This is a genomic window from Pirellulales bacterium (assembly GCA_036499395.1).
Lineage (GTDB): Bacteria > Planctomycetota > Planctomycetia > Pirellulales > JACPPG01 > JACPPG01.
Window position 1 is genome coordinate 89,379 of sequence record DASYDW010000066.1, and the last position, 18,113, is coordinate 107,491.

An 18,113-nucleotide genomic window follows, 5' to 3' on the forward strand; every position below is an offset into this window, starting at 1 on the left:
ATTCAGTTCTATCAGACCGTCGGGTGACGGAGGTTCTTTATCGCAAGTCACGGCCGCGCGAACAATGCGCTGGCCGCGCGTCATTCTTCTTCGATAGGCTCGATCGAAGCCGACATCGACCCCTGACAATTCGCGATCAGGTCGTCTTTACCATAAGCGTGAATTTGGTCGCGCTTCAATTCCGCGTGCTCGCGCGTGGTCGTGAGCACCACGGCCCGCCCGGCGGTATCGACCTCGGTAGCCAACTGGTAACCCATTTCCAGTTTGTGTCCGAAAAGCTCCTGCAACATGACCATCACGTAGGGATACGAATGATCATCGTCGTTCCATAGAATCACGTTATAGCGGGGCTGGCGTTTCGGCTTTTTGTCCTGCCGCGCTTTGCGCTCTTCGACGATTTCAGCGATCGGCTCTTCGACAGCGGCTTGGCTCGACACGACAGATCTCCCGTGACGGGTGGCTCGGCCTCCCGGCCTTGCTTGGCGGTCGCACGTCCGGCGACCTTCGTAATTCTGACACGGCAAAGCGGCGGTGCAACCGATTTTTGCGGCGCCGGCCGCGCTGTCCGCCGTAGCGGAATCACTGTAGACCATTATATTGGACGCCTGACTGCCGCGGAAACCCTGCGACCTTGAGGGGGCTGCTGACTGCAGATGCCTCGTCACCAACGATTCAGGGTGCCAACACCACGCATTTTCGTGTTCCGCGACCCACCTTCATGTGACAAATCATCAATCGCCCCTGGACATAAAATGGCCACCCTGGACGAATATCTCGACGAACAAGCTCCACGCTTCGAAGAAGAGCTGTGCCAGCTGTTACGAATTCCCAGCGTCAGCGCCATGAGTGCGCACAAACAGGATATTCGCGCCGCGGCCGGCTGGGTGCTGAAGCAGTTCCAATCGCTGGGCTTCAAGTCCGAACTGATCGAGACCGACGGGCATCCGATCGTCTATGCCGAGAGCTCGGCCGTGCCTGGCGCGCCCACGGTGCTAGTCTATGGCCATTACGACGTGCAGCCCCCCGATCCGTTGGGGGAGTGGATCTCGCCCCCCTTCGAGCCGACCGTGCGCGACGGCAACTTGTACGCCCGCGGCGCGACCGACGACAAGGGGCAGATGTTCACGCACATCAAGAGCGCCGAGGGCTGGATCAAGACCGCGGGCCGATTGCCGCTGAACCTGAAATACATCATTGAGGGAGAAGAGGAAGTCGGCAGTGCGAATCTCGACACTTTCGTCGATCGCAATCACGAGCGGCTGGCCTGCGACATTATCGTCATCAGCGACACCAGCCAATTCGCCCCGGGCCAACCGGCGATCACCTACGGCCTGAAAGGAATCGCGTACTTCGAGCTGCGACTTACCGGCCCGAGTCAGGATTTGCACTCGGGCGTCTTCGGTGGTGCGGTCACCAACCCCGCCAACGCGCTGGTGCGCATGCTGACGGCGCTGGTCAACGAGCGCGGCCAGGTCCAGCTTCCCGGTTTCTATGACGACGTGTTGCCGATCACGGACACCGAGCGCGCGGCCATGCGCAAGCTCAATTTCGACGAGAAAGAATTCATGCGGCAGCTCGGCGTCGACGCCCTCTCAGGCGAGGAAGGCTTCACGACGCTCGAACGGCGTTGGGCAAGACCCACCTGCGACATCAATGGGTTGACCAGTGGCTACCAGGGTGAAGGGGCGAAAACGGTGCTGCCGGCCCGGGCGAGCGCGAAGTTCAGCTTTCGGCTGGTTCCCAACCAAGATCCGCACAAGGTAGCGACGACGCTGCAGGCGTTTCTCGAGCCGCGCGTTCCGCCCGGAATCAAGATGGAATTGATTTCGTTTCACGGTGCGCCAGGCGTGGTCGTGCCGCTCGACAGCCCCTACATGGACGCCGCGGCCCGGGCGATCGAGGCCGGCTTCGGGCGTCGCCCGGTATTCATTCGCGAAGGGGGATCGATCCCCGTGGTGTCGACCTTTCACGAAAAGTTGGGAGTCGATACGCTACTGCTGGGATGGGGGCAAAACGACGACAATACGCACAGCCCGAACGAGAAGTTTTGCCTGGCCGACTTTCATCGCGGCATCAAGGCGAGCGCTCACTTGTGGCAGGAAATCAGCAAAATCAAGAAATGACACGTCGTGTGCCGCTGTTGCGGATCGCCGTGTTTTGAGCCGCGACCTGCTCCTATCGGATTTTCAACCAGCAATCCTCATTCATCGTCTTTCACATGCTCGATCGTAAATTCGTTGCTGAAAACGTAGACTTGGTAAAGAAGAATTGCGAACTGCGCGGCGCCAAGGCAGACATCGATCGCTTCTTGCAGCTCGAATCGCAGCGCCGCGAGAAGCAGACCGAAGTGGAGCAGTTGAATCGCCAGGCGAACGAAGTCTCGAAATCGATCGGTCAGGCCAAAGATCCGGCAGAGCGCGAGGCGCGCAAGAACCAGGGGCGCGAGCTGCGCGATAAGACGACGGCCGTGCAGGCCGAGGTCGATGCATTAATCGCTGAGACGGATGCGATCCTGCGCACGATTCCCAACCTGTCGCACCCCGCCGCGCCGACCGGTGCCGACGATCAGTCGAACCTGGAAATTCGCAAGGGAAAGACGCCGCTGCCGAAGTTCGACTTCAAGCCGCTCGATCACGTCACTTTGGGTGAGCGGCTGCAATTGTTCGACTTCGAAGGTGGAGCGAAAGTCGCGGGGCACGGGTTTTATTTCCTGCTCAACGACGCGGTGCTGCTGGAGTTAGCGCTGCAGCGCTATGCGCTCGATCTGCTGATCTCGGAGAAATTCACGCCGACGATTACGCCAGACTTGGCGCGCAATGACATTCTGCAAGGGACCGGTTACATCCCGCGCGGGCCTGAAACACAGATATACAGTGTGGCCGACAGTGACCTGAGCCTGGTTGCGACGGCCGAGATTACATTGGGCGGCCTGCTATCGGATCAGATTATCGAGGCCGAACGGCTGCCGCTGAAGTACTGCGGGATCAGCCATTGCTACCGCACCGAGGCTGGCGCCGGGGGACGCCAATCACGCGGCCTGTACCGCGTTCATCAATTCACCAAGGTCGAGATGTTCGCCTTCACGCTCCCCGAGCAGAGCGACGCGATGCTCGATTATTTCTGCGAGCTGGAAGGGCGTCTGTTCGACGGATTGGGGATTCCCTATCGTGTTGTCGACACCGCGACAGGCGATCTGGGAGGTCCGGCGTATCGTAAATTCGATCTCGAAGCGTGGATGCCCGGCCGCGGCGATGGCGGCGAATTTGGCGAAGTGACCAGCACGTCAAATTGCACGGACTATCAGGCCCGGCGGTTGGGAATTCGCTATCGTAACAAGGGGGAAAAGGGAACCCACTTCTTGCACACGCTAAATGGCACGGCGATCGCCATCAGCCGAGGAATCATAGCCGTGATCGAAAACTATCAGCAGGCCGACGGTTCGATTCTAGTGCCCGAGGTACTACGGCCATTTATGGGCAAAGACCGGATCGTGGCGCCGATTTAGTAACTCGCTGAAAACGGCGTCGCGACCGGTTGTTTCGCGCCGGATCCTTCCGCCACTCTCACGGTCGAGAGATTTGTTGCGGCACCGCTTCACGGCGATGCAGCCGGCAATGGCGCCTGCCAGGGCGAGCGCCATATCCTTCTGCGCATCCCACATATCGCCCTGCTGGCCGTTGTAGGCCTCGGCCTGGTCCGGCGAAAGCGCGATCGCGATGAGCCATTCCAAAAGCTCGTAAAGAGCGCTCGAAGCCAGAATCGCGCCGATCGCCAGCGTTATTCCCCAAGCTCGCGGCATGCGTAACGACTTATCGAGAACATCGCGCACTACAAGGACGAGCATCAGGCCGTAGCAAAAGTGAACGAGCCGGTCGTAATGGTTTCGTTGCCAACCGAGGGAGGAAGGCGCATTTCCACCCAACGCGTTGTACCATTCGCGATACGGCACATTGGAGTAAAGGTAGCGTGCCCCCAGCAAGTGCAGGCACAGAAACGCCAAAACCGCAGTGAAGCTCGCCAGGCTCATCGGCTGGTAACGATCCAGCGTTATAAGCAAAGCGATGGCAATCACCGTCGGAATGTGTTGCAGAATCAGTTCGTACGGCCAGGGGGGATCAATGCAACTTGCGATCCACAATGCGACAAAACCGCCAAGCAGCCACGGCTTGAACGCGGATGTCCGAGACGCAACTCGCGATTCCTGGCCGCGCGAGGACATATCTACACCTCATTGCGAGGCTAGCCGTCGCTGCGTTCACATATCGCCGATTTGCCACGCGAACCGACGTATAGCAACGCGAACACGGCAGCGCCGCACAGCATTACCAATCCGATGCCAAGCGGTTTGGCATAGCCGGTATCAATGCCGTGTATGGCCGCGGCCACGCCGAACAGGGCCATCGTCGAACTGAGCAGGAACAGAGGACGGCGCAGCATGTGCCCCTCCACGGTTGTCAGGAGTTGTTCCTGCTAATACTGATCCGTGGCGAGGAGAGATTATTCCCGCGCGGCAGCATAATCGAGCGACAGTCGCAACTGCTGGTACCAAATGGCCCTAACAACTTTCCAAGGATCGATTTATACGACTCCTTGAACGCACAGTACCAATCCCAGGGCTTATTGACCTCTCCGTAAGGCCACAGCTTCCCCAGGCGACGCCGCATTCTACGCGTCCAAAACGATGGCTTCTTTCCAGGCACAGGCCAGTACCACTGACATACCGCGGCCACCTTATTCAACTCCGTTGATCGCTCGATCCGATCGAGCACTTCGGCCGTGGTCCAGGGGAAAATGTATCCATTGCCGCCAAAACTGATGCCCATCCATCCGATATGGTATTCGACACCAGCTGCTGGGTCTTCGAGCATAATCGGCCCAAACTCCATCGACCAACTATCCGGCACGAAGTCTTCGTCGTTCTCTGGAGACCCGATGCGAGACAACTGTTTGCATAGATCGTCCGTCGCCGGCCCCAGCGAGATGAATGCCCGATGAATTGGTCGTGACTCGTCTCCGAGCGCTTCGACCATCGAAACGATGTCATCTGCCTCGTGCGTCCAATCCCAGGCAATATCCTTGACCGTGCTGATGACAGAATTAATTGGTTCAAGCCAAGATGACGGACGATCGTCCCGGTCGATAGCGCTGCCGAATTTGATTTCGAAATTAGCACGCCCCTCGCGAGCTAGAACGCCTGTTTCAAGCAGATCAAGAAAGAAGAGCCGTAACTCGCGTGGCGTCACGATGGGCGCTGGACGCGGCCGATAGTAAGTCAGCGACGTATAAAACCCCATTCTCGTCCTCTAAAGCCCACACGGAGTTTCGCGTGAGTTGGCAATCCGCTGTTACACCGCGTCCGCCACGGCGGCCAGGTCTGTTTCCATCGCGCTGAGGCGTTCTTCCAACTCGGCCTTCGTGTCGTCGAGGTTCGCCGGTTGTTCGGCTGGCTCGTAGGCAAAGATGACGAACATGATTGTCGGTTCAATGCCGTGGATGGCCGCGGCCACGCCAAATCGGGCCATCGACGAGCTGAGCTAGAACGGTCAGCCTGCTCCGTCCTTCGTCAATTGGGCAAGGATATAACAATTCGATGTTTGCAGGTCCTGGTCACTCATCGTGCGAAATCGCCGCGCCAGCCGGTGACGACTCAGACCTCCGTCAGAGCCGTAGCATTCGTCCTGCAGGATTTTAAATCCTAGCCGCTTCAAACTTTCGACATGCACAGAATGAGGTTCACGGTTGATTAAGAATCGACGAGAGCCAACCACTACCCGCCATAATAAATCGCCGTAGGCCCAATGCCCATTCCATTCGTTTGCGGTCTTATGACATCGAAAATCAATGGCGTGGCTCGTATAGCCGCCTGGCCGAATCCATTTTGCGATGGCATCATAAGCCCGCGGGACATCTCCGACGTGTTCCATGACAGCTTGGCTGATCACCGCATCGGCAACGCCGCGCATAATCACATTGGAGTCATCCCATGGTGCTGCATAACGGATCGTGCTATCGGCATCGTCGAGGCGTGTCAGGTCTCGACGAATCAGTGCCAGGCGCTCCGCATCGAGGGCGTTGCTCGGAATTATATCACTCGGAAAATCGTAGTCATCAAGGAGCGGGCGTACCCCCGGAAACTCATCAGGTCCGGGAATGGGCTCTCGGCGACGAAACAGTTCAACAAGAGCGTCGAACATCGCCAGATTGGTTTCGACGTCGAAGTACTTTTTTACTTCTAAGCCAATGTACTGGTCGACGCCTGACAGCCGCGATGCAATGCCTGTTCCTAGTGAGTCTCCTGGTCCAAGCTCTCCCAAGACACGGATGTTTTGGGCACCAGCACGCTTCATGGTTACTAAATGCCGCAACCAGACACTGTAGCAGTAGCGGGGCATATTTGAACCACCGCTGGCACGATTCGTAAATCGCTGAACCCCGGGTACAAAGGTTGCCGCTCCCTTGGCGATTGCCTTAAGGCTCATAGACCTCACTCGTATTCTTACGCGGGAAAAGTTTTATGCCGTGCTCACACGCGTGAGTATGTCTGATCGCCGAATAGAGTTCACAATTCAAGTGTGACTTGCGAATGAACTCAAGAATATAACGATAGGTGCTCTTGCGTGAGCTAACAATGTGTTGGAAATCGAATGCACGCGATACTGCAGTTCTGCCAGTGACGCATTTGTATAACAAAGCAAACTGCCGCCCATCTCTTGCCTTTAAAATAGGCAGGGTTGCGGCCGTTGCGAATGCCTGTTCGCGCCAAAGAAACGCGCGCGCCATGACAAACGACCAGCACGCCGGGCCATTACGTTGAGTTGTCCTCTTAGGCAGGGGTCCGTAGCGTCCCAGCCAATCGACGTTGGTTGCTTTGGAGTTACTCTAATTCCCAGCAACATGCCTCGCAAGGTGCCCATCGCCGTGTCGTACTTCATCCTGCCAAGGGCTTCCTCGCTTCCAAAGTGGCATCCAAAAAAAATCCTGAGAGTTATCCATCCTATGCGGGTTTACGCTCGCGTGTTTACGTCGCGTCGGCCACGGCGGCCAGGTCCTTCTCCATCGTCGTGAGGCGTTCTTCGAGTTCAGCCTTCGTGTCGTCGAGGTTCGCCAGTTGTTCGGCGGGCTCGTAGGCAAAGGTGTAGAACTTCACCTTGGGCTCGGTGCCGCTGGGGCGCACGGCGGCGTAGTTGCCGGCCTTTTCCAGGTCGAAAATAATCAGGTCGTCCTTGGGGCCGTCCAATTTTTTCTTTCCGCCGTCAGGCGTCAGTATTACCTGACCTAGATAATCCCGCGCCTGCGCGACTTTGATGCCACCTAGGGATTTCGGCAGTTCGGTGCGCAAACGGGTCATAAGTTGCTTCATACGCGTCATGCCTTCGCTGCCGGGCATCGTTTTCGATACGGTTCGCTCGGCATGACAGCCGTGTTGCCAATAGAGCGCGTCGAGCTTTTCGCACAGGGTCTGCCCGGCAGTCTTGCATTGCGCGGCAAGTTCGGCCATCAACATCGCGGCCACCGCGGCGTCCTTATCGCGGACGTGCGTGCCGACGAGAAAACCGTGCGACTCTTCACAGCCCAGCACAAACTTCTCGGGCCCGACTTCGTCAATAGTTTGCGCGATCCACTTAAAGCCCACCAGTAGGTTACCGTACGTCTTCACGCCGTACGCATCGGCGATGCGGCGGATCATCTCGCTCGTGACGAGCGTTTTAACGACATAATGATCGCTCGTCAGCGTGCCAGCGGCCTTGCGACCGGCAAGGACATATTCGGCCAGCAAAGCACCGATCTGATTGCCGGTAAAGGTGCGCCATTGCGCGCCGAGCGCCGTGCTGGCGGGCGCCGCACAGCCCAACCGATCCGCGTCGGGGTCGGTGGATAAGATCAGTTCCGCGCCGCTCAGTTGCGCACGTTCAATCATGGTGTCGAAAGTGGCTGGGTTTTCGGGATTCGAAACGTGTCCCGGCACGTTGGGGAAATCGCCGTCCGGTTCGGCGTGCGGCTTGAAGACTTCCACGTCTTTGAAGCCGGCCAGCGCCAGCACCGGGCAAACGCTCGATCGCCCTACGCCGTGCATCGGCGAGTAGATGATCTTCAAAGCCCGCGGGCCGGGTAGGCTCTGAGCCAGGATTCCCTTTTGATAAACGGTGTCGGCCTCTTCCTGGCTGTACTTCACTTTGCCCGACGCCAGGGCCTCGGCAAATGGCACACGGTTGATTGCTGAAACGTTCATGACCCGCTCGATCACCCCCTTGTCATGCGGCGGCAGTAACTGGGCGCCGGTGCTCCAATAGGCCTTGATCGCATTGTCGCTGGGTGGATTGTGACTGGCCGTGATCATGATGCCGCACGAGCAGCGAAAATGCCGTACGGCGAGCGATAGTTCGGGCGTGCTGCGAAATCCGTCGAGGAAGAAGACCTCGAAGCCCGCCGCGACCATGATCTCGGCGCACAGCTCGGCGAAATGACGCGAGCGGTGCCGCGTGTCGTAGGCGATTGCGCACGAAAGTGAGTCGCCGGTTGGCCGCTGTTCCTTGACATAATCGGCCAGGCCCTGCGCGCTTTCCCCCATCGTGCGATCATTGATCGCGTTGGAGCCGATCGGATACATCCGGCCGCGTCGACCGCCGGTGCCAAACGGAATAACGGTCCAGAAAACGTCGTCCAACTGCTGCCAGTGGCCCGCGGTAATTTGCTCTTCGACTTGCGGTGCATACTCGGCGTAACGCGGCTCGGTCAGCCAGGCACGAATATTCTCGACGGCGGTGGCCGAAATTTGACCGGCCTTTGCGGCAGCCTGCAGGGCTTCGAGGGCCGTGGCCGATGATTGCGGGGAAGTCGACATGATCGCTCCTGAAAGGGAACCTTCCGTCGCCCGAGGCCGATCAGCCAGGCGTGCGTTTATTGTGCCGAAATGCGGTCTGCAAACAAGGCCGATGGCCTCGCGGTGACCGTGCGACAACGCGACGGCTTTCGAGGTTGCTATACTTGCACGCACTCGCTCCCGCTATTCCTCGCCCAACGCATTGCAACAAGGAACATCGCCTGTGAGTGAACCGATAATCAGCGTCTCGGGTTTGCGTGGCATCGTCGGTGAAAGCCTCACACCCGACTTGGCGATTCGATACGTTTGCGCTTTCGCCGCCACGCTGCCGCCGGGGCGGGCCGTTGTGATTTGTCGCGACGGGCGCGGCACGGGACGCATGCTGGCGCAGGCCGTGGCCAGCGGGCTCGAGGCCGTCGGACGCGACACGATCGATGCCGGCGTCGCCGCGACGCCGACTGCCGGTGTTTTGGTTCGTACGTTGCTGGCCGGCGGCGGCGTGCAAATTTCAGCCAGCCATAACCCGCCCGAGTACAACGGCCTCAAGCTGTTCTCTGCCGAGGGACGCGTCATTCCTGCGGCCGAAGGCCAACAAGTCTTGCAGCGTTATCGCGCCGGGCAGATTTCCTGGGTGCCACACAACCAGGTGGGCCATGCGATTGCTTGCGCGGATGCCCATTCGGCGCATTTGAAACTCGTCCTCGGCACGGTCGACGTCGACCGGATTCGCCATTGCAAGTTTCGCGTACTGCTCGATTCGAACCATGGCGCCGGCAGTATGCTTGGCCGGCGTTTGCTCGACGAACTTGGTTGCCACACGACCATTCTGGGCGAAAATCCGGACGGGCAATACGAACACACGCCCGAACCGACACAAGAGAATCTGGCCGGGGTTTTGTCACGCGTGAAGGAAATTGGCGCTGACATTGGCTTCTGCCAGGACCCCGACGCGGACCGGCTGGCCGTCATCGACGAGCTTGGGCGTTATATCGGCGAAGAATACACGCCCGCGCTGTGCGTCGACCATGTGCTGCGCACGCGGCGCGGTCCCGTAGTGACGAATTGCTCGACCAGTCGCATGACCGAAGATCTGGCCGCGAAATACGGCGTGCCGTTTTTCCGTTCGGCCGTCGGTGAGGCGAACGTGGTCGAAGCGATGCAACGCAACGGCGCGATCTTGGGAGGGGAAGGGAACGGCGGCATCATCGATCCACGCGTCGTTTTCGTGCGCGATAGTTTCGTGGGCATGGCCCTGCTGCTGGATGCAATGGCCACGCGCGGCGAACAGATCAGTCGATTGGCGGACGAGCTGCCACGATATGAAATCGTCAAGACGAAAATCTCGCTGCCGCCGGAGAAGATTCCCGCCGGCCTGGCCGCGCTCAAAAAGCATTTCGCCGATGCGAAATCCGATACGCTCGACGGGCTGCGGCTGGATTGGCCGGGACGCTGGCTGTTAGTCCGGGCCAGCAACACCGAGCCGATCGTGCGCGCGATCGCCGAAGCTCCAACCGCCGAAGATGCACGCCGACTGTGCGATGATTCGGCGAAGGTGTTGGCAGGCGTCTAACAACCAAGATTCAGCCGCGGGGCGCGAGCTGAGAGACTCGGCGCTACCTGTTCGATTCCGGCCAGCAACACAGAGCGCGCCTCGTCGCTTCCAGCACGTTGCGACTAGGCCAGATCGCGATCCTCGAACATCAGGAGCGCCAGCACCATGGCCACCGTGCTGTAGAGCGCGCTGTAGACGGCAGCCCAGCCCAGGTAAACCAGTGGCACCATGCGTCCGGTCGAGACCGCGGCCGGGATGTCGAAATCATCGAGATTCGGCAGCACGGTTGCGAGGAACTGGCCGAAGAACGACACGAGGCGCGACTCGCGAAAAGCATTGGCGAAGGTCGGAGCCAGGTGCCCCAGGGCATAAATCGTTACGCATAGCACCAGGTTCGGCAGCATGGCCAACCGCGTCGAGAGGGCTACGCTGATCGAGGCCAGCATCGTGGCTTCCATGAACTTCAGGGCCAGGCCCGGCACGATTTGCAGCATTTCCGCCTGGCATTCCGCGGCGGTCGGCTCGGGGCTCGATGCTTCACGCGCCTCGTGTTTGACTTTAAAGGAAACGGTCGCCAGGAACAGCGCGCCGAGGATCACGAACATCGAAGCGGTCGGCGCGAGTACACCCAGGAATTTCCCCAGGATGAACTGCCGGCGACTGACCGGCTTGCTCAACAGCGTGAGGGCGGTGCGTCCTTCGATCTCTTCCGAAACCGAGACGCTGGCGGTCCACACGGCCAAGATGATCGATAACACCGTAATCAGCGCTAGGCCTGAGTCCTTGATCATCTTCACGTCTTCGCCGAGCGTGTAGTACGGCACAAACGGAAAGATCAACAGCAGCACGCAGCCGATAGCGAGTGTGACCCAAAATAGCGGCTGGGCCCAAGCCTCTTTGGCCGTGGTATGGGCAATGGCCGCCACCTTCGGCGCAACGGCGATCAGCAGAAAATAGAGGGCAAAGAAGATCGCCGTCAGCGCGGCGACGCCGGCCACGACAATCCACAGCGGCGTGACCCAGTTGAGCGAGGCAGCCAGCAAGGTTGGCAATTGCAAATGCATAGAGAAATGCCCTATCGTTTGTTCCTGAGTCACTACGGCGTTTAGAACTTTTTGTTCAGTGCCTGACCGAAAAATTGGCAAATTCGCCGGTTGCGCGACTCGCCTCTTCGTCCTGGCCGTGAATGTAGCCGGCCATTTCCGTGGTCACGGCGACGATAAATCGATCAACTTCCGGCTTTGCCCCCTCGACCACCAATCGCACGCGCCCGTCAGGCAGGTTCTGAACGTAGCCGGTCACGGTGTAGCGCGAGGCGATATCACGCGTCGTGTAGCGGAAGCCGACCCCCTGGACACGACCGTGAAAAAGCAGGTCCCGCCGAACGGCGTCCTTGGTCTCGGCCAATGGTCTCTCGCCTCCACGAACTACGGTAAGACCAGACCACCAGCCCGGTAAACTGCCAATTATAAATGGGGCACAGGACGGCCGCCAGCGGGTGAAACCCGGTCCTAATGCCTTGTGTGGCCTAGCCAAAGGCAAAAAGGACGAGGCCCATTACGAGACACACGCCACCTGTGGATATAAGAGACAACGGTGAGATGCGAATCACTCGCCTGAGTGGATAGAGCCCCGGCGCGGCGGCACCAATCCCCTCCAACAGAAAGTCGGCAACGACACTCCGATTGTGACGAGGTGAAGTAGCCCTTGGGCGGTTTCCATGCGAATCCTCGCGTCATTTACCCCAGCACCGCTTTGATCGATTCGCCCAGGATTTCCACCATGCGATCGATCGTGGCTTCACTGGTAGTGAACGGCGGGGCCAGGTTGTAAACGTCGCCACGCAGTCGGGTGAACATGCCGCGTTCCTGAGTGGCGGCGTGAATGCGTGGGCCGACTTTTTCCGCGGCGGGGAATTCGGCCTTCGTTTGTTTGTCGGCCACGAACTCGACGGCCGCCATCAGTCCCAGACCGCGCACATCGCCAACGTGTGGATGCGATTCGAGCGTTCGCAGGCCGGTCAGTAGGCGTCGCCCCAGGGCCGCAGCCCGTTCGACCAATCCTTCACGCTCGATGATGTCCAGATTGGCCAGAGCCACGGCGCAGCCCACCGGATGGCCGGAGTAGGTGAAAGCATGCATCCAACTCTTATCGTCGGGCGATGAGTTAATGGCCGCGGCGATACGCTCGTTAATGCCGATGCCCCCCAACGGGAAGTAGCCACTAGTGACTGCCTTGGCGAAGGCAAAGATATCAGGCTCGATGCCGTAGCGCGCCAGTCCAAACCATTTTCCGGTGCGCCCGAAGCCGGTGATAACTTCGTCGGCCAGCAGCAGCACGTCGTACTTATCGCAAATGGCGCGAATGCGCGGCCAGTAATCATCCTGAGGTACGATCACACCGCCGGCCCCTTGAACTGGTTCACCCAGAAAGGCGGCCACGGTGTCGGGGCCTTCGCGGAGGATGGCCTCTTCAAGGAGATCGGCAGCCATCACACCAGGGGTACGCGAATCGTTTGCCGACGTGCCGGCTGGCGGTTGAAAGCGATACGGATAGGGGCTGGCGATGTGCAAAAAGCCAGGCACGCGCGGCTCGAACATCGGCCAGTACGAGGCGATCCCGGTTGCCGACATCGCGGCCATAGTCGTGCCGTGATAGCCCCACTGCCGACCGATAATCTTGATCTTGGTCGGCTGGCCGCTCGTGCGCCAGAAGTAACGGGCCGTTTTGAAGGCAGACTCGTTTGATTCGGCGCCGCCCGAGGTGAAGAAGAATCGCTTGATTCCCTTGTAGCACAGTCCAGCGATGCGCTCGGCCAGTTCGATCGCGGGACGGTTGGTGCTGCCGGCATAGCAGGTGGCAAAGGCTAGCTTCTTCATTTGGCCCGCCGCCGCGTCGGCTAGCTCGGTGCGCCCGTGACCGACGACGACATTCCACAAGCCGGCCAGCGCGTCGATGAATTCGCGCCCCGACTGATCGATAAGAATGGATCCGCGTCCCTCGACCCACTCGTGCGCATGCATTTGCGCGGCGGGGCGATGCAAGGAATGGACCAGGTGCGCCTGATCGCGGGCGAGATCGTTGTTCGTGGCGGCGTCTGACATGGCACGTGCTCGCGAAGGAATGGCAAAGCGGCCATTCTAACCCGCGCGCAGAGCCTTACCAAACGACTCGGTACCCGCGAGGCGCCGCTTTCAGGATGGCGCGGCAGCCCCGCGGGCGTTGTTTTCCGAGGGCGCAGTGTTCTGCGCGCTCGTCGATCCAGGCTTAAATATTGCAGTTCGCGGCGCCAGCGCGCAGTGCGGCGCAGCTAATGATGCCACGCAACGGCGCACGGGGCGATTGAGAGCTCGCGTCGCGATGCAAGGACGATTGCACAGCGCCAACGAGCGTGCGAAACTGCAATCCACAGTCAGGATCTACGAGCAATTAACCTTGCGGGCCGGGTACGTAGGTAGCCGGCGGCGGAGCGACAATCGTCCCGGCCGGAGCGCCCATGTACGGATCAGCCGAGTATGTTGCCTGCGGAGTACCGCAACCGGTCTGAGCGGGCGCGCTCTGGCAGGAGCCGCCACGGTTGAACCAGTGTAAGCAACCGGTCGAGCTGGCCATTACAGCCGCTGCGGCCGTTAGAACGAGAAGCCTCTTCATGAATCGCACCTCCAGTAAAGACTGCATATCACGGCGAGGCAGTGGGTCGAACAACTCTACCCCACTCTGCGTGATGTGCAAACGCAACGTGATGTTTTTTTGCGCGATAAACGTTGCAGATTCCGCACACGACTGGAGAAAGCAATCATCGCCGTACGAAATGTACTTAGCCGCGCGTGAAAAGCAGAGAGCTGACGAGTTCTCTGCCGCACAACCGTGCCATCCGCCGGCCTTTGTTTCGTCGCGCTGTGCTGTTAGTTCCCTGACGACATCCTTCGAGAAGGTCCGCGCCCTCGTGTCGTGCCGCAAGATTCATAGCGCCCGTGGGCGCGTCCGCGTGGGACTGCTCGCAGGCCTATTCGCCATCGCGTCATGCGGTGCCTATTTAAGCGACTCAGTGCGGGCCGAAGACGGCGCGGCCCACCTCTCGTTCGAGCCGGCGCTCTCTGCCGCTGACGGAACAATTGCAAATCAGTCGTCCCGGCGTGACGATCCTAACGATTTAAGGGACGAAGCCGACGACGAGCGACTATTGAGGGCCGCCGCCGGCTTGTCGGGCGGAAGTGTGCTGCAATTCGTCGGTCTGACGACGATAACGCTGGATTCGGGCGCGGACGCTGCGATTGTCGACGAGGACGTCGCTCCCGGCCCCAGCGATCCCGTCGCGCCAAAGGGCGAAGCAGCGCCTGCCAACGTTCGGACGTCGTCGATTTCCGAAGATGCCGACGGCGCCGGGCATGAGCTGTGGATCGTCAGCACACGGAATCTATCGGGGAATTTCTGCGACGTTCCGCCCGATGCGTTTTCGCCGGGCGTCGAGCGGTTTATATGCGGTCAAGGCTGGACTCGTTCCAACTTGGACGAGTTGATCTCGATCGATAATCCGGCCGTCACCACCGCCATCCTAATTCATGGCAACGATACGGATGCCGGAGAGGCCGAGACGCGGGGCCGGGAGTTCTATCGCGAACTTATGACCGGATGTTGTACGACAGGCCCTATGCGCTTGATCGTTTGGTCGTGGCCCAGTGATAAGGTCGTACCATGCTTCCGCAAAGATGCGCAGTTGAAGGCATGCCGTACGAACGTCGAGGGGTACTACCTGGCACGCTTCGTCGATCTGCTCGGCCCTAATTCGCCTGTCACGGTGGGCGGATACAGCTACGGATCCCGGGTAGTCACTGGTGGATTGCACTTGCTTGGCGGAGGCGTTCTCGAAGGTCGGCAGCTTACGGATCGCGTTCACCCGGATCGCCACCCGGCCACAGCTGTGCTGATGGGGGCCGCCGTGCCTAATAATTGGCTGCTGCCCGGTATGCGGCACGATCGGGCCGTTTCGCAGGTCGATCGGCTGGTGGTCCTGTTCAATCCGAAGGACTTCGTGCTGCACTTCTATCCGCGTCTGTGGGGAGGGCGCGGGCCCGAGGCGCTGGGAGCCACCGGGCTGGCCGCAGGCCGGCTTGGCGACGAGGCGGTGAAGGTTAAGCAATTCAACGTGCAACCGCAGATGCACCGCCGCCACGGCTGGGACTACTTCGCCAGCTCGCCGGCCATCATGACGCTTGTACGCCGCGAGCTGTTGTCACCGCCGATCGTTGAACAACGGGCGGAGTGATCGAAGCATCTGATAGCTAAGCCTTCAATTGCTCGTCGTGGCGCATCAGGCTGGGGGGCTGATCCGCATGATGGACATTGGCTAGCGCTCGCTTCGCGCCCGCGTGTTGCTCGACGTCGTTGTCTTCCCATTCGATCGACACGGCGCCACTGAAACCGGCGCGGTTCAGTTCGACGAACAGAGGTTCGGTCGTTGCCGCGTCGCGTGCCGTGCCGGCTGTGACGAAGTTCCAGCCGTTCTCCTTGTCCCCCATCGGACGATGTCCACCTAGGCGGCCATTGCGCGTATAGCCGTCGATGACCTGCACTCCCTTGATGTGGGCGCAGTGAATACGGTCGCCGTATTCGCGAATGAACTGGACGCCCGAGACGCCTTGCCATTCCATGTGCGAGCAATCGAAGTTGAAGCCGGCCGCTTTGGCAAAACCGGCGCCGTCGACCGCGCGCAGGTATTCGCCGGCGCTGGTGATATCACCCATCGCTCGCTCGCTGGGATGGCATTCCAGGTCGTACGTCGTGCCGTATTGCAGACAGGCCTGAAAGACCGGTGCGAAGCGCTCGACCAATAGTTCGAGGCTGACCTGATAGACGTCCGGGATTGGATGACCGCCCAGCGACGACGGTAGTGGCGGGAACAAAAACCAGTGTGACCAGCAATGGGCCGGCGAGCCGACAAAGCCTGAGACCGGGATGACCCGGTCTTGCAACTTGCCGATGAAATGCGCCAAACGCACCATGTTCACCAGTGCCGTCGTGGCCTGACGATGAGCGATCTCGCCCACCTCGGGCGGAACAAAAAAGGGATCAGTGCGCGGCGGATGGTTGCCGGCTTTGCGCCACCGGCTATAGGCCTCGACCGCTTCGCCGCCGATGAACTGCAGAGTCTTGGCCGAGGGCTCGTCCCCCAGCACTTGTCCCTGCAAGTGGCCGGCGATCGAGAAGATTTCCAGTCCGCGCTTCTTGGCGGCTGCCACGCGCTCTTCGGCGTATTTCTTAGCGCCCGCGTCATCGCCGCATCGATCGAGCGCCAGCTCCCAACTGGCCTCTTCCCAGCCGTCGAAGCCGGTTTCGGCCAACCAATCGAGCCAGCGCTCCTCAGGCACATTGCCGAACTGGCCACGGACCAATCCGATTTGGTGATAAGAGGAGCGACCCCAACGATGTTCCTTGGTTTGGTGATGACCCACGACTGATGCCTCTGCGAGTGCGATGTTGCCAAGTCGAGCATCTTACGATGCGCGTGGCTGGTTTGCAAAAGGGGGCGCTCGCAGAAGCGCGGACCGAACGATTGCGTGCTATTTCTTCAGCAGCCCTTGGCCGTCCAGCCATTGGCCGAAGATTTCGATCCAGTGGTCGCTGGGCAACTTCTGCGTCTTCATCCCGAAGCCGTGTCCTCCCTTAGCGTACATGTGCAACTCGGCAGGCTTTTTGGCGGCCAACCATTTGCTGTACAGCTCGACGCTGTCGTCGGCTAGGCCCAAAGGATCATTCGAGGCGGCCAAGGCGAACAGTGGCGGAGCATCGCTGGGTACCGTGCCTTCGCCGATGACGCCGACATAAGCGTAGATCGGCGCAACGAAATCGGGGCGGCTGTCGGCCGAGTAATTGAGCGCTACCCAAGACGTGACCGAGCCGCCGGCCGAGAAACCCATTAGGCCGATGCGTTTGGGATTGATGCCGAATTCCGCAGCGTGATCGCGCACGTATTTCACGGCGGCGACCCCATCAGCGGCGGCCAGAGGGAAATGGCTGCGCATATCCTCTTCGACCTTGTCGCGCTTCTTGCCGATCATCTCGACCACGCCATCCTTGCCCGTCGGGACAAGTCGATATTTCAGCACAAAGGCGGTTACGCCGCGCTCGGCGAGCCACTTGGCGACGTCGACCCCTTCGCTATTGATCGACAGGACGTGAAACCCGCCGCCTGGGCAGATGACGACGGCCGTGCCGTTAGCATTCTCCGCGGCCGGCGCGTACTTCGTCAGCGTCGGCTTGACGACGTTCGTGACGACCTGCGTGTTGAAGATGGGCGAGAAGTACTCTTGCTCTTCGTGCGTCCAGGTTTCCGATCCGGGGGCGGCACCGGAGTAGAGAGGGGTGACTTCCTGAGCGCGGGCGTGCCGCAGCCCGATCGAAAATAATGTGATTAGGATGGCAAGTCTGATTTTCATCGGGCATGTCTCGCGAAGGGCATATGGTGCGAAGCGATCGGACCGAATCACGCGATTATTACTTGCCGCAGGTGTCGCGTCGAGTTGATGCGGCGCGAAGTTGGATTTGAAGTTTCTCTCGTCGAGCGGCAGGAGAGAGTTAATAATGAGCTGAAAGGGCCAGGAATGAGACGGCGTAATGGCAAAACATAGACCGAAACACGTACGTGGAACTCTGAGAGGTGGCCAGTGGCAGCTTTCACCGAGGACGAGATTAGCAGTTCTTGGCCGATATTCCGCTATTTTCAAAACGGCGGCGTTATTC

General features: G+C 59.7%; 17 protein-coding genes. 4 read left to right on the forward strand and 13 right to left on the reverse strand.

Translation table 11 applies throughout. From position 1 onward, the window contains the following. Positions 1-80: 80 nt before the first annotated feature. A complete protein-coding gene (locus VGN12_12445) occupies positions 81-437 on the reverse strand; it encodes an ATP-dependent Clp protease adaptor ClpS (GenBank protein HEY4310251.1) in 357 nt (118 codons plus the stop codon). 315 nt (positions 438-752) lie between these two features. Between VGN12_12445 and VGN12_12450 the strand changes: the two genes are divergently transcribed. Together VGN12_12450 and serS are read left to right on the forward strand one after the other, a co-directional pair. Further along, positions 753-2,123 (forward strand): dipeptidase, encoded by a 1,371-nt coding sequence (locus VGN12_12450; protein ID HEY4310252.1) that lies wholly within the window; start codon positions 753-755, stop codon positions 2,121-2,123. A 95-nt stretch (positions 2,124-2,218) separates the two neighbouring features. After that, the gene (serS, locus tag VGN12_12455) at positions 2,219-3,505 is read left to right on the forward strand and encodes a serine--tRNA ligase (protein ID HEY4310253.1); all 1,287 of its coding nucleotides are present in this window, start codon (positions 2,219-2,221) and stop codon (positions 3,503-3,505) included. On the opposite strand, the gene VGN12_12460 is transcribed toward serS, so the two are convergent. From VGN12_12460 to VGN12_12485, 6 genes are all read right to left on the reverse strand, one after another. Further along, complete coding sequence (locus tag VGN12_12460) at positions 3,461-4,219, reverse strand: DUF2238 domain-containing protein (GenBank protein HEY4310254.1); 759 nt, start codon at positions 4,217-4,219, stop codon at positions 3,461-3,463. The two genes, serS and VGN12_12460, sit on opposite strands and share 45 nt — an antisense overlap. Before the next feature lie 20 nt (positions 4,220-4,239). Next, a complete protein-coding gene (locus VGN12_12465) occupies positions 4,240-4,437 on the reverse strand; it encodes a hypothetical protein (protein ID HEY4310255.1) in 198 nt (65 codons plus the stop codon). Between the two features lie 17 nt (positions 4,438-4,454). Further along, on the reverse strand, positions 4,455-5,294 hold the full coding sequence (locus tag VGN12_12470) for a hypothetical protein (GenBank protein HEY4310256.1): 840 nt from the start codon (positions 5,292-5,294) through the stop codon (positions 4,455-4,457). 51 nt (positions 5,295-5,345) lie between these two features. After that, the gene (locus VGN12_12475) at positions 5,346-5,522 is read right to left on the reverse strand and encodes a hypothetical protein (protein ID HEY4310257.1); all 177 of its coding nucleotides are present in this window, start codon (positions 5,520-5,522) and stop codon (positions 5,346-5,348) included. Between the two features lie 21 nt (positions 5,523-5,543). Next, positions 5,544-6,479, reverse strand: a complete 936-nt coding sequence (locus VGN12_12480; GenBank protein HEY4310258.1) for a hypothetical protein — start codon at positions 6,477-6,479, stop codon at positions 5,544-5,546. A gap of 539 nt (positions 6,480-7,018) precedes the next feature. Then, positions 7,019-8,842, reverse strand: a complete 1,824-nt coding sequence (locus VGN12_12485) for a phospho-sugar mutase (GenBank protein ID HEY4310259.1) — start codon at positions 8,840-8,842, stop codon at positions 7,019-7,021. Positions 8,843-9,044: 202 nt separating this feature from the next. Here VGN12_12485 and glmM point away from each other — a divergent pair, with 202 nt between their 5' ends. Further along, complete coding sequence (glmM, locus tag VGN12_12490) at positions 9,045-10,391, forward strand: phosphoglucosamine mutase (protein HEY4310260.1); 1,347 nt, start codon at positions 9,045-9,047, stop codon at positions 10,389-10,391. 104 nt (positions 10,392-10,495) lie between these two features. Here glmM and VGN12_12495 read toward each other — a convergent pair whose 3' ends face one another. The 4 genes from VGN12_12495 to VGN12_12510 all read right to left on the reverse strand — a co-directional run bounded on the left by VGN12_12495 (position 10,496) and on the right by VGN12_12510 (position 14,024). Beyond that, positions 10,496-11,437 carry a hypothetical protein gene (locus VGN12_12495; protein ID HEY4310261.1) on the reverse strand — a complete coding sequence of 314 codons (942 nt, stop codon included), beginning with the start codon at positions 11,435-11,437 and terminating at the stop codon, positions 10,496-10,498. Between the two features lie 55 nt (positions 11,438-11,492). Then, the gene (locus tag VGN12_12500) at positions 11,493-11,780 is read right to left on the reverse strand and encodes an acylphosphatase (GenBank protein ID HEY4310262.1); all 288 of its coding nucleotides are present in this window, start codon (positions 11,778-11,780) and stop codon (positions 11,493-11,495) included. 332 nt (positions 11,781-12,112) lie between these two features. Beyond that, positions 12,113-13,477 carry an aspartate aminotransferase family protein gene (locus tag VGN12_12505; GenBank protein HEY4310263.1) on the reverse strand — a complete coding sequence of 455 codons (1,365 nt, stop codon included), beginning with the start codon at positions 13,475-13,477 and terminating at the stop codon, positions 12,113-12,115. A gap of 325 nt (positions 13,478-13,802) precedes the next feature. Then, positions 13,803-14,024, reverse strand: a complete 222-nt coding sequence (locus tag VGN12_12510; GenBank protein HEY4310264.1) for a hypothetical protein — start codon at positions 14,022-14,024, stop codon at positions 13,803-13,805. A gap of 295 nt (positions 14,025-14,319) precedes the next feature. On the opposite strand from VGN12_12510, the gene VGN12_12515 reads away from it, so the two are divergent. Next, positions 14,320-15,639: a hypothetical protein gene (locus tag VGN12_12515; protein HEY4310265.1), complete on the forward strand. Its 1,320-nt coding sequence runs from the start codon at positions 14,320-14,322 to the stop codon at positions 15,637-15,639. Positions 15,640-15,655: 16 nt separating this feature from the next. On the opposite strand, the gene VGN12_12520 is transcribed toward VGN12_12515, so the two are convergent. Next, positions 15,656-16,825 carry a sugar phosphate isomerase/epimerase gene (locus tag VGN12_12520; GenBank protein ID HEY4310266.1) on the reverse strand — a complete coding sequence of 390 codons (1,170 nt, stop codon included), beginning with the start codon at positions 16,823-16,825 and terminating at the stop codon, positions 15,656-15,658. 108 nt (positions 16,826-16,933) lie between these two features. Next, the gene (locus VGN12_12525; protein ID HEY4310267.1) at positions 16,934-17,809 is read right to left on the reverse strand and encodes an alpha/beta hydrolase; all 876 of its coding nucleotides are present in this window, start codon (positions 17,807-17,809) and stop codon (positions 16,934-16,936) included. Positions 17,810-18,113: the final 304 nt, after the last annotated feature.

What these genes read in the sequence shown, in the direction of transcription:
- VGN12_12450 (HEY4310252.1), top strand. Translation starts at nt 753, where the DNA reads ATGGCCACCCTGGACGAATATCTCGACGAACAAGCTCCACGCTTCGAA.
- VGN12_12475 (HEY4310257.1), bottom strand. Translation starts at nt 5,522, where the DNA reads ATGGCCCGATTTGGCGTGGCCGCGGCCATCCACGGCATTGAACCGACA.
- VGN12_12505 (HEY4310263.1), bottom strand. Translation starts at nt 13,477, where the DNA reads ATGTCAGACGCCGCCACGAACAACGATCTCGCCCGCGATCAGGCGCAC.
- VGN12_12470 (HEY4310256.1), bottom strand. Translation starts at nt 5,294, where the DNA reads ATGGGGTTTTATACGTCGCTGACTTACTATCGGCCGCGTCCAGCGCCC.
- VGN12_12465 (HEY4310255.1), bottom strand. Translation starts at nt 4,437, where the DNA reads ATGCTGCGCCGTCCTCTGTTCCTGCTCAGTTCGACGATGGCCCTGTTC.
- VGN12_12525 (HEY4310267.1), bottom strand. Translation starts at nt 17,809, where the DNA reads ATGAAAATCAGACTTGCCATCCTAATCACATTATTTTCGATCGGGCTG.
- VGN12_12495 (HEY4310261.1), bottom strand. Translation starts at nt 11,437, where the DNA reads ATGCATTTGCAATTGCCAACCTTGCTGGCTGCCTCGCTCAACTGGGTC.
- serS (HEY4310253.1), top strand. Translation starts at nt 2,219, where the DNA reads ATGCTCGATCGTAAATTCGTTGCTGAAAACGTAGACTTGGTAAAGAAG.
- VGN12_12510 (HEY4310264.1), bottom strand. Translation starts at nt 14,024, where the DNA reads ATGAAGAGGCTTCTCGTTCTAACGGCCGCAGCGGCTGTAATGGCCAGC.
- VGN12_12460 (HEY4310254.1), bottom strand. Translation starts at nt 4,219, where the DNA reads ATGTCCTCGCGCGGCCAGGAATCGCGAGTTGCGTCTCGGACATCCGCG.
- VGN12_12480 (HEY4310258.1), bottom strand. Translation starts at nt 6,479, where the DNA reads ATGAGCCTTAAGGCAATCGCCAAGGGAGCGGCAACCTTTGTACCCGGG.
- VGN12_12485 (HEY4310259.1), bottom strand. Translation starts at nt 8,842, where the DNA reads ATGTCGACTTCCCCGCAATCATCGGCCACGGCCCTCGAAGCCCTGCAG.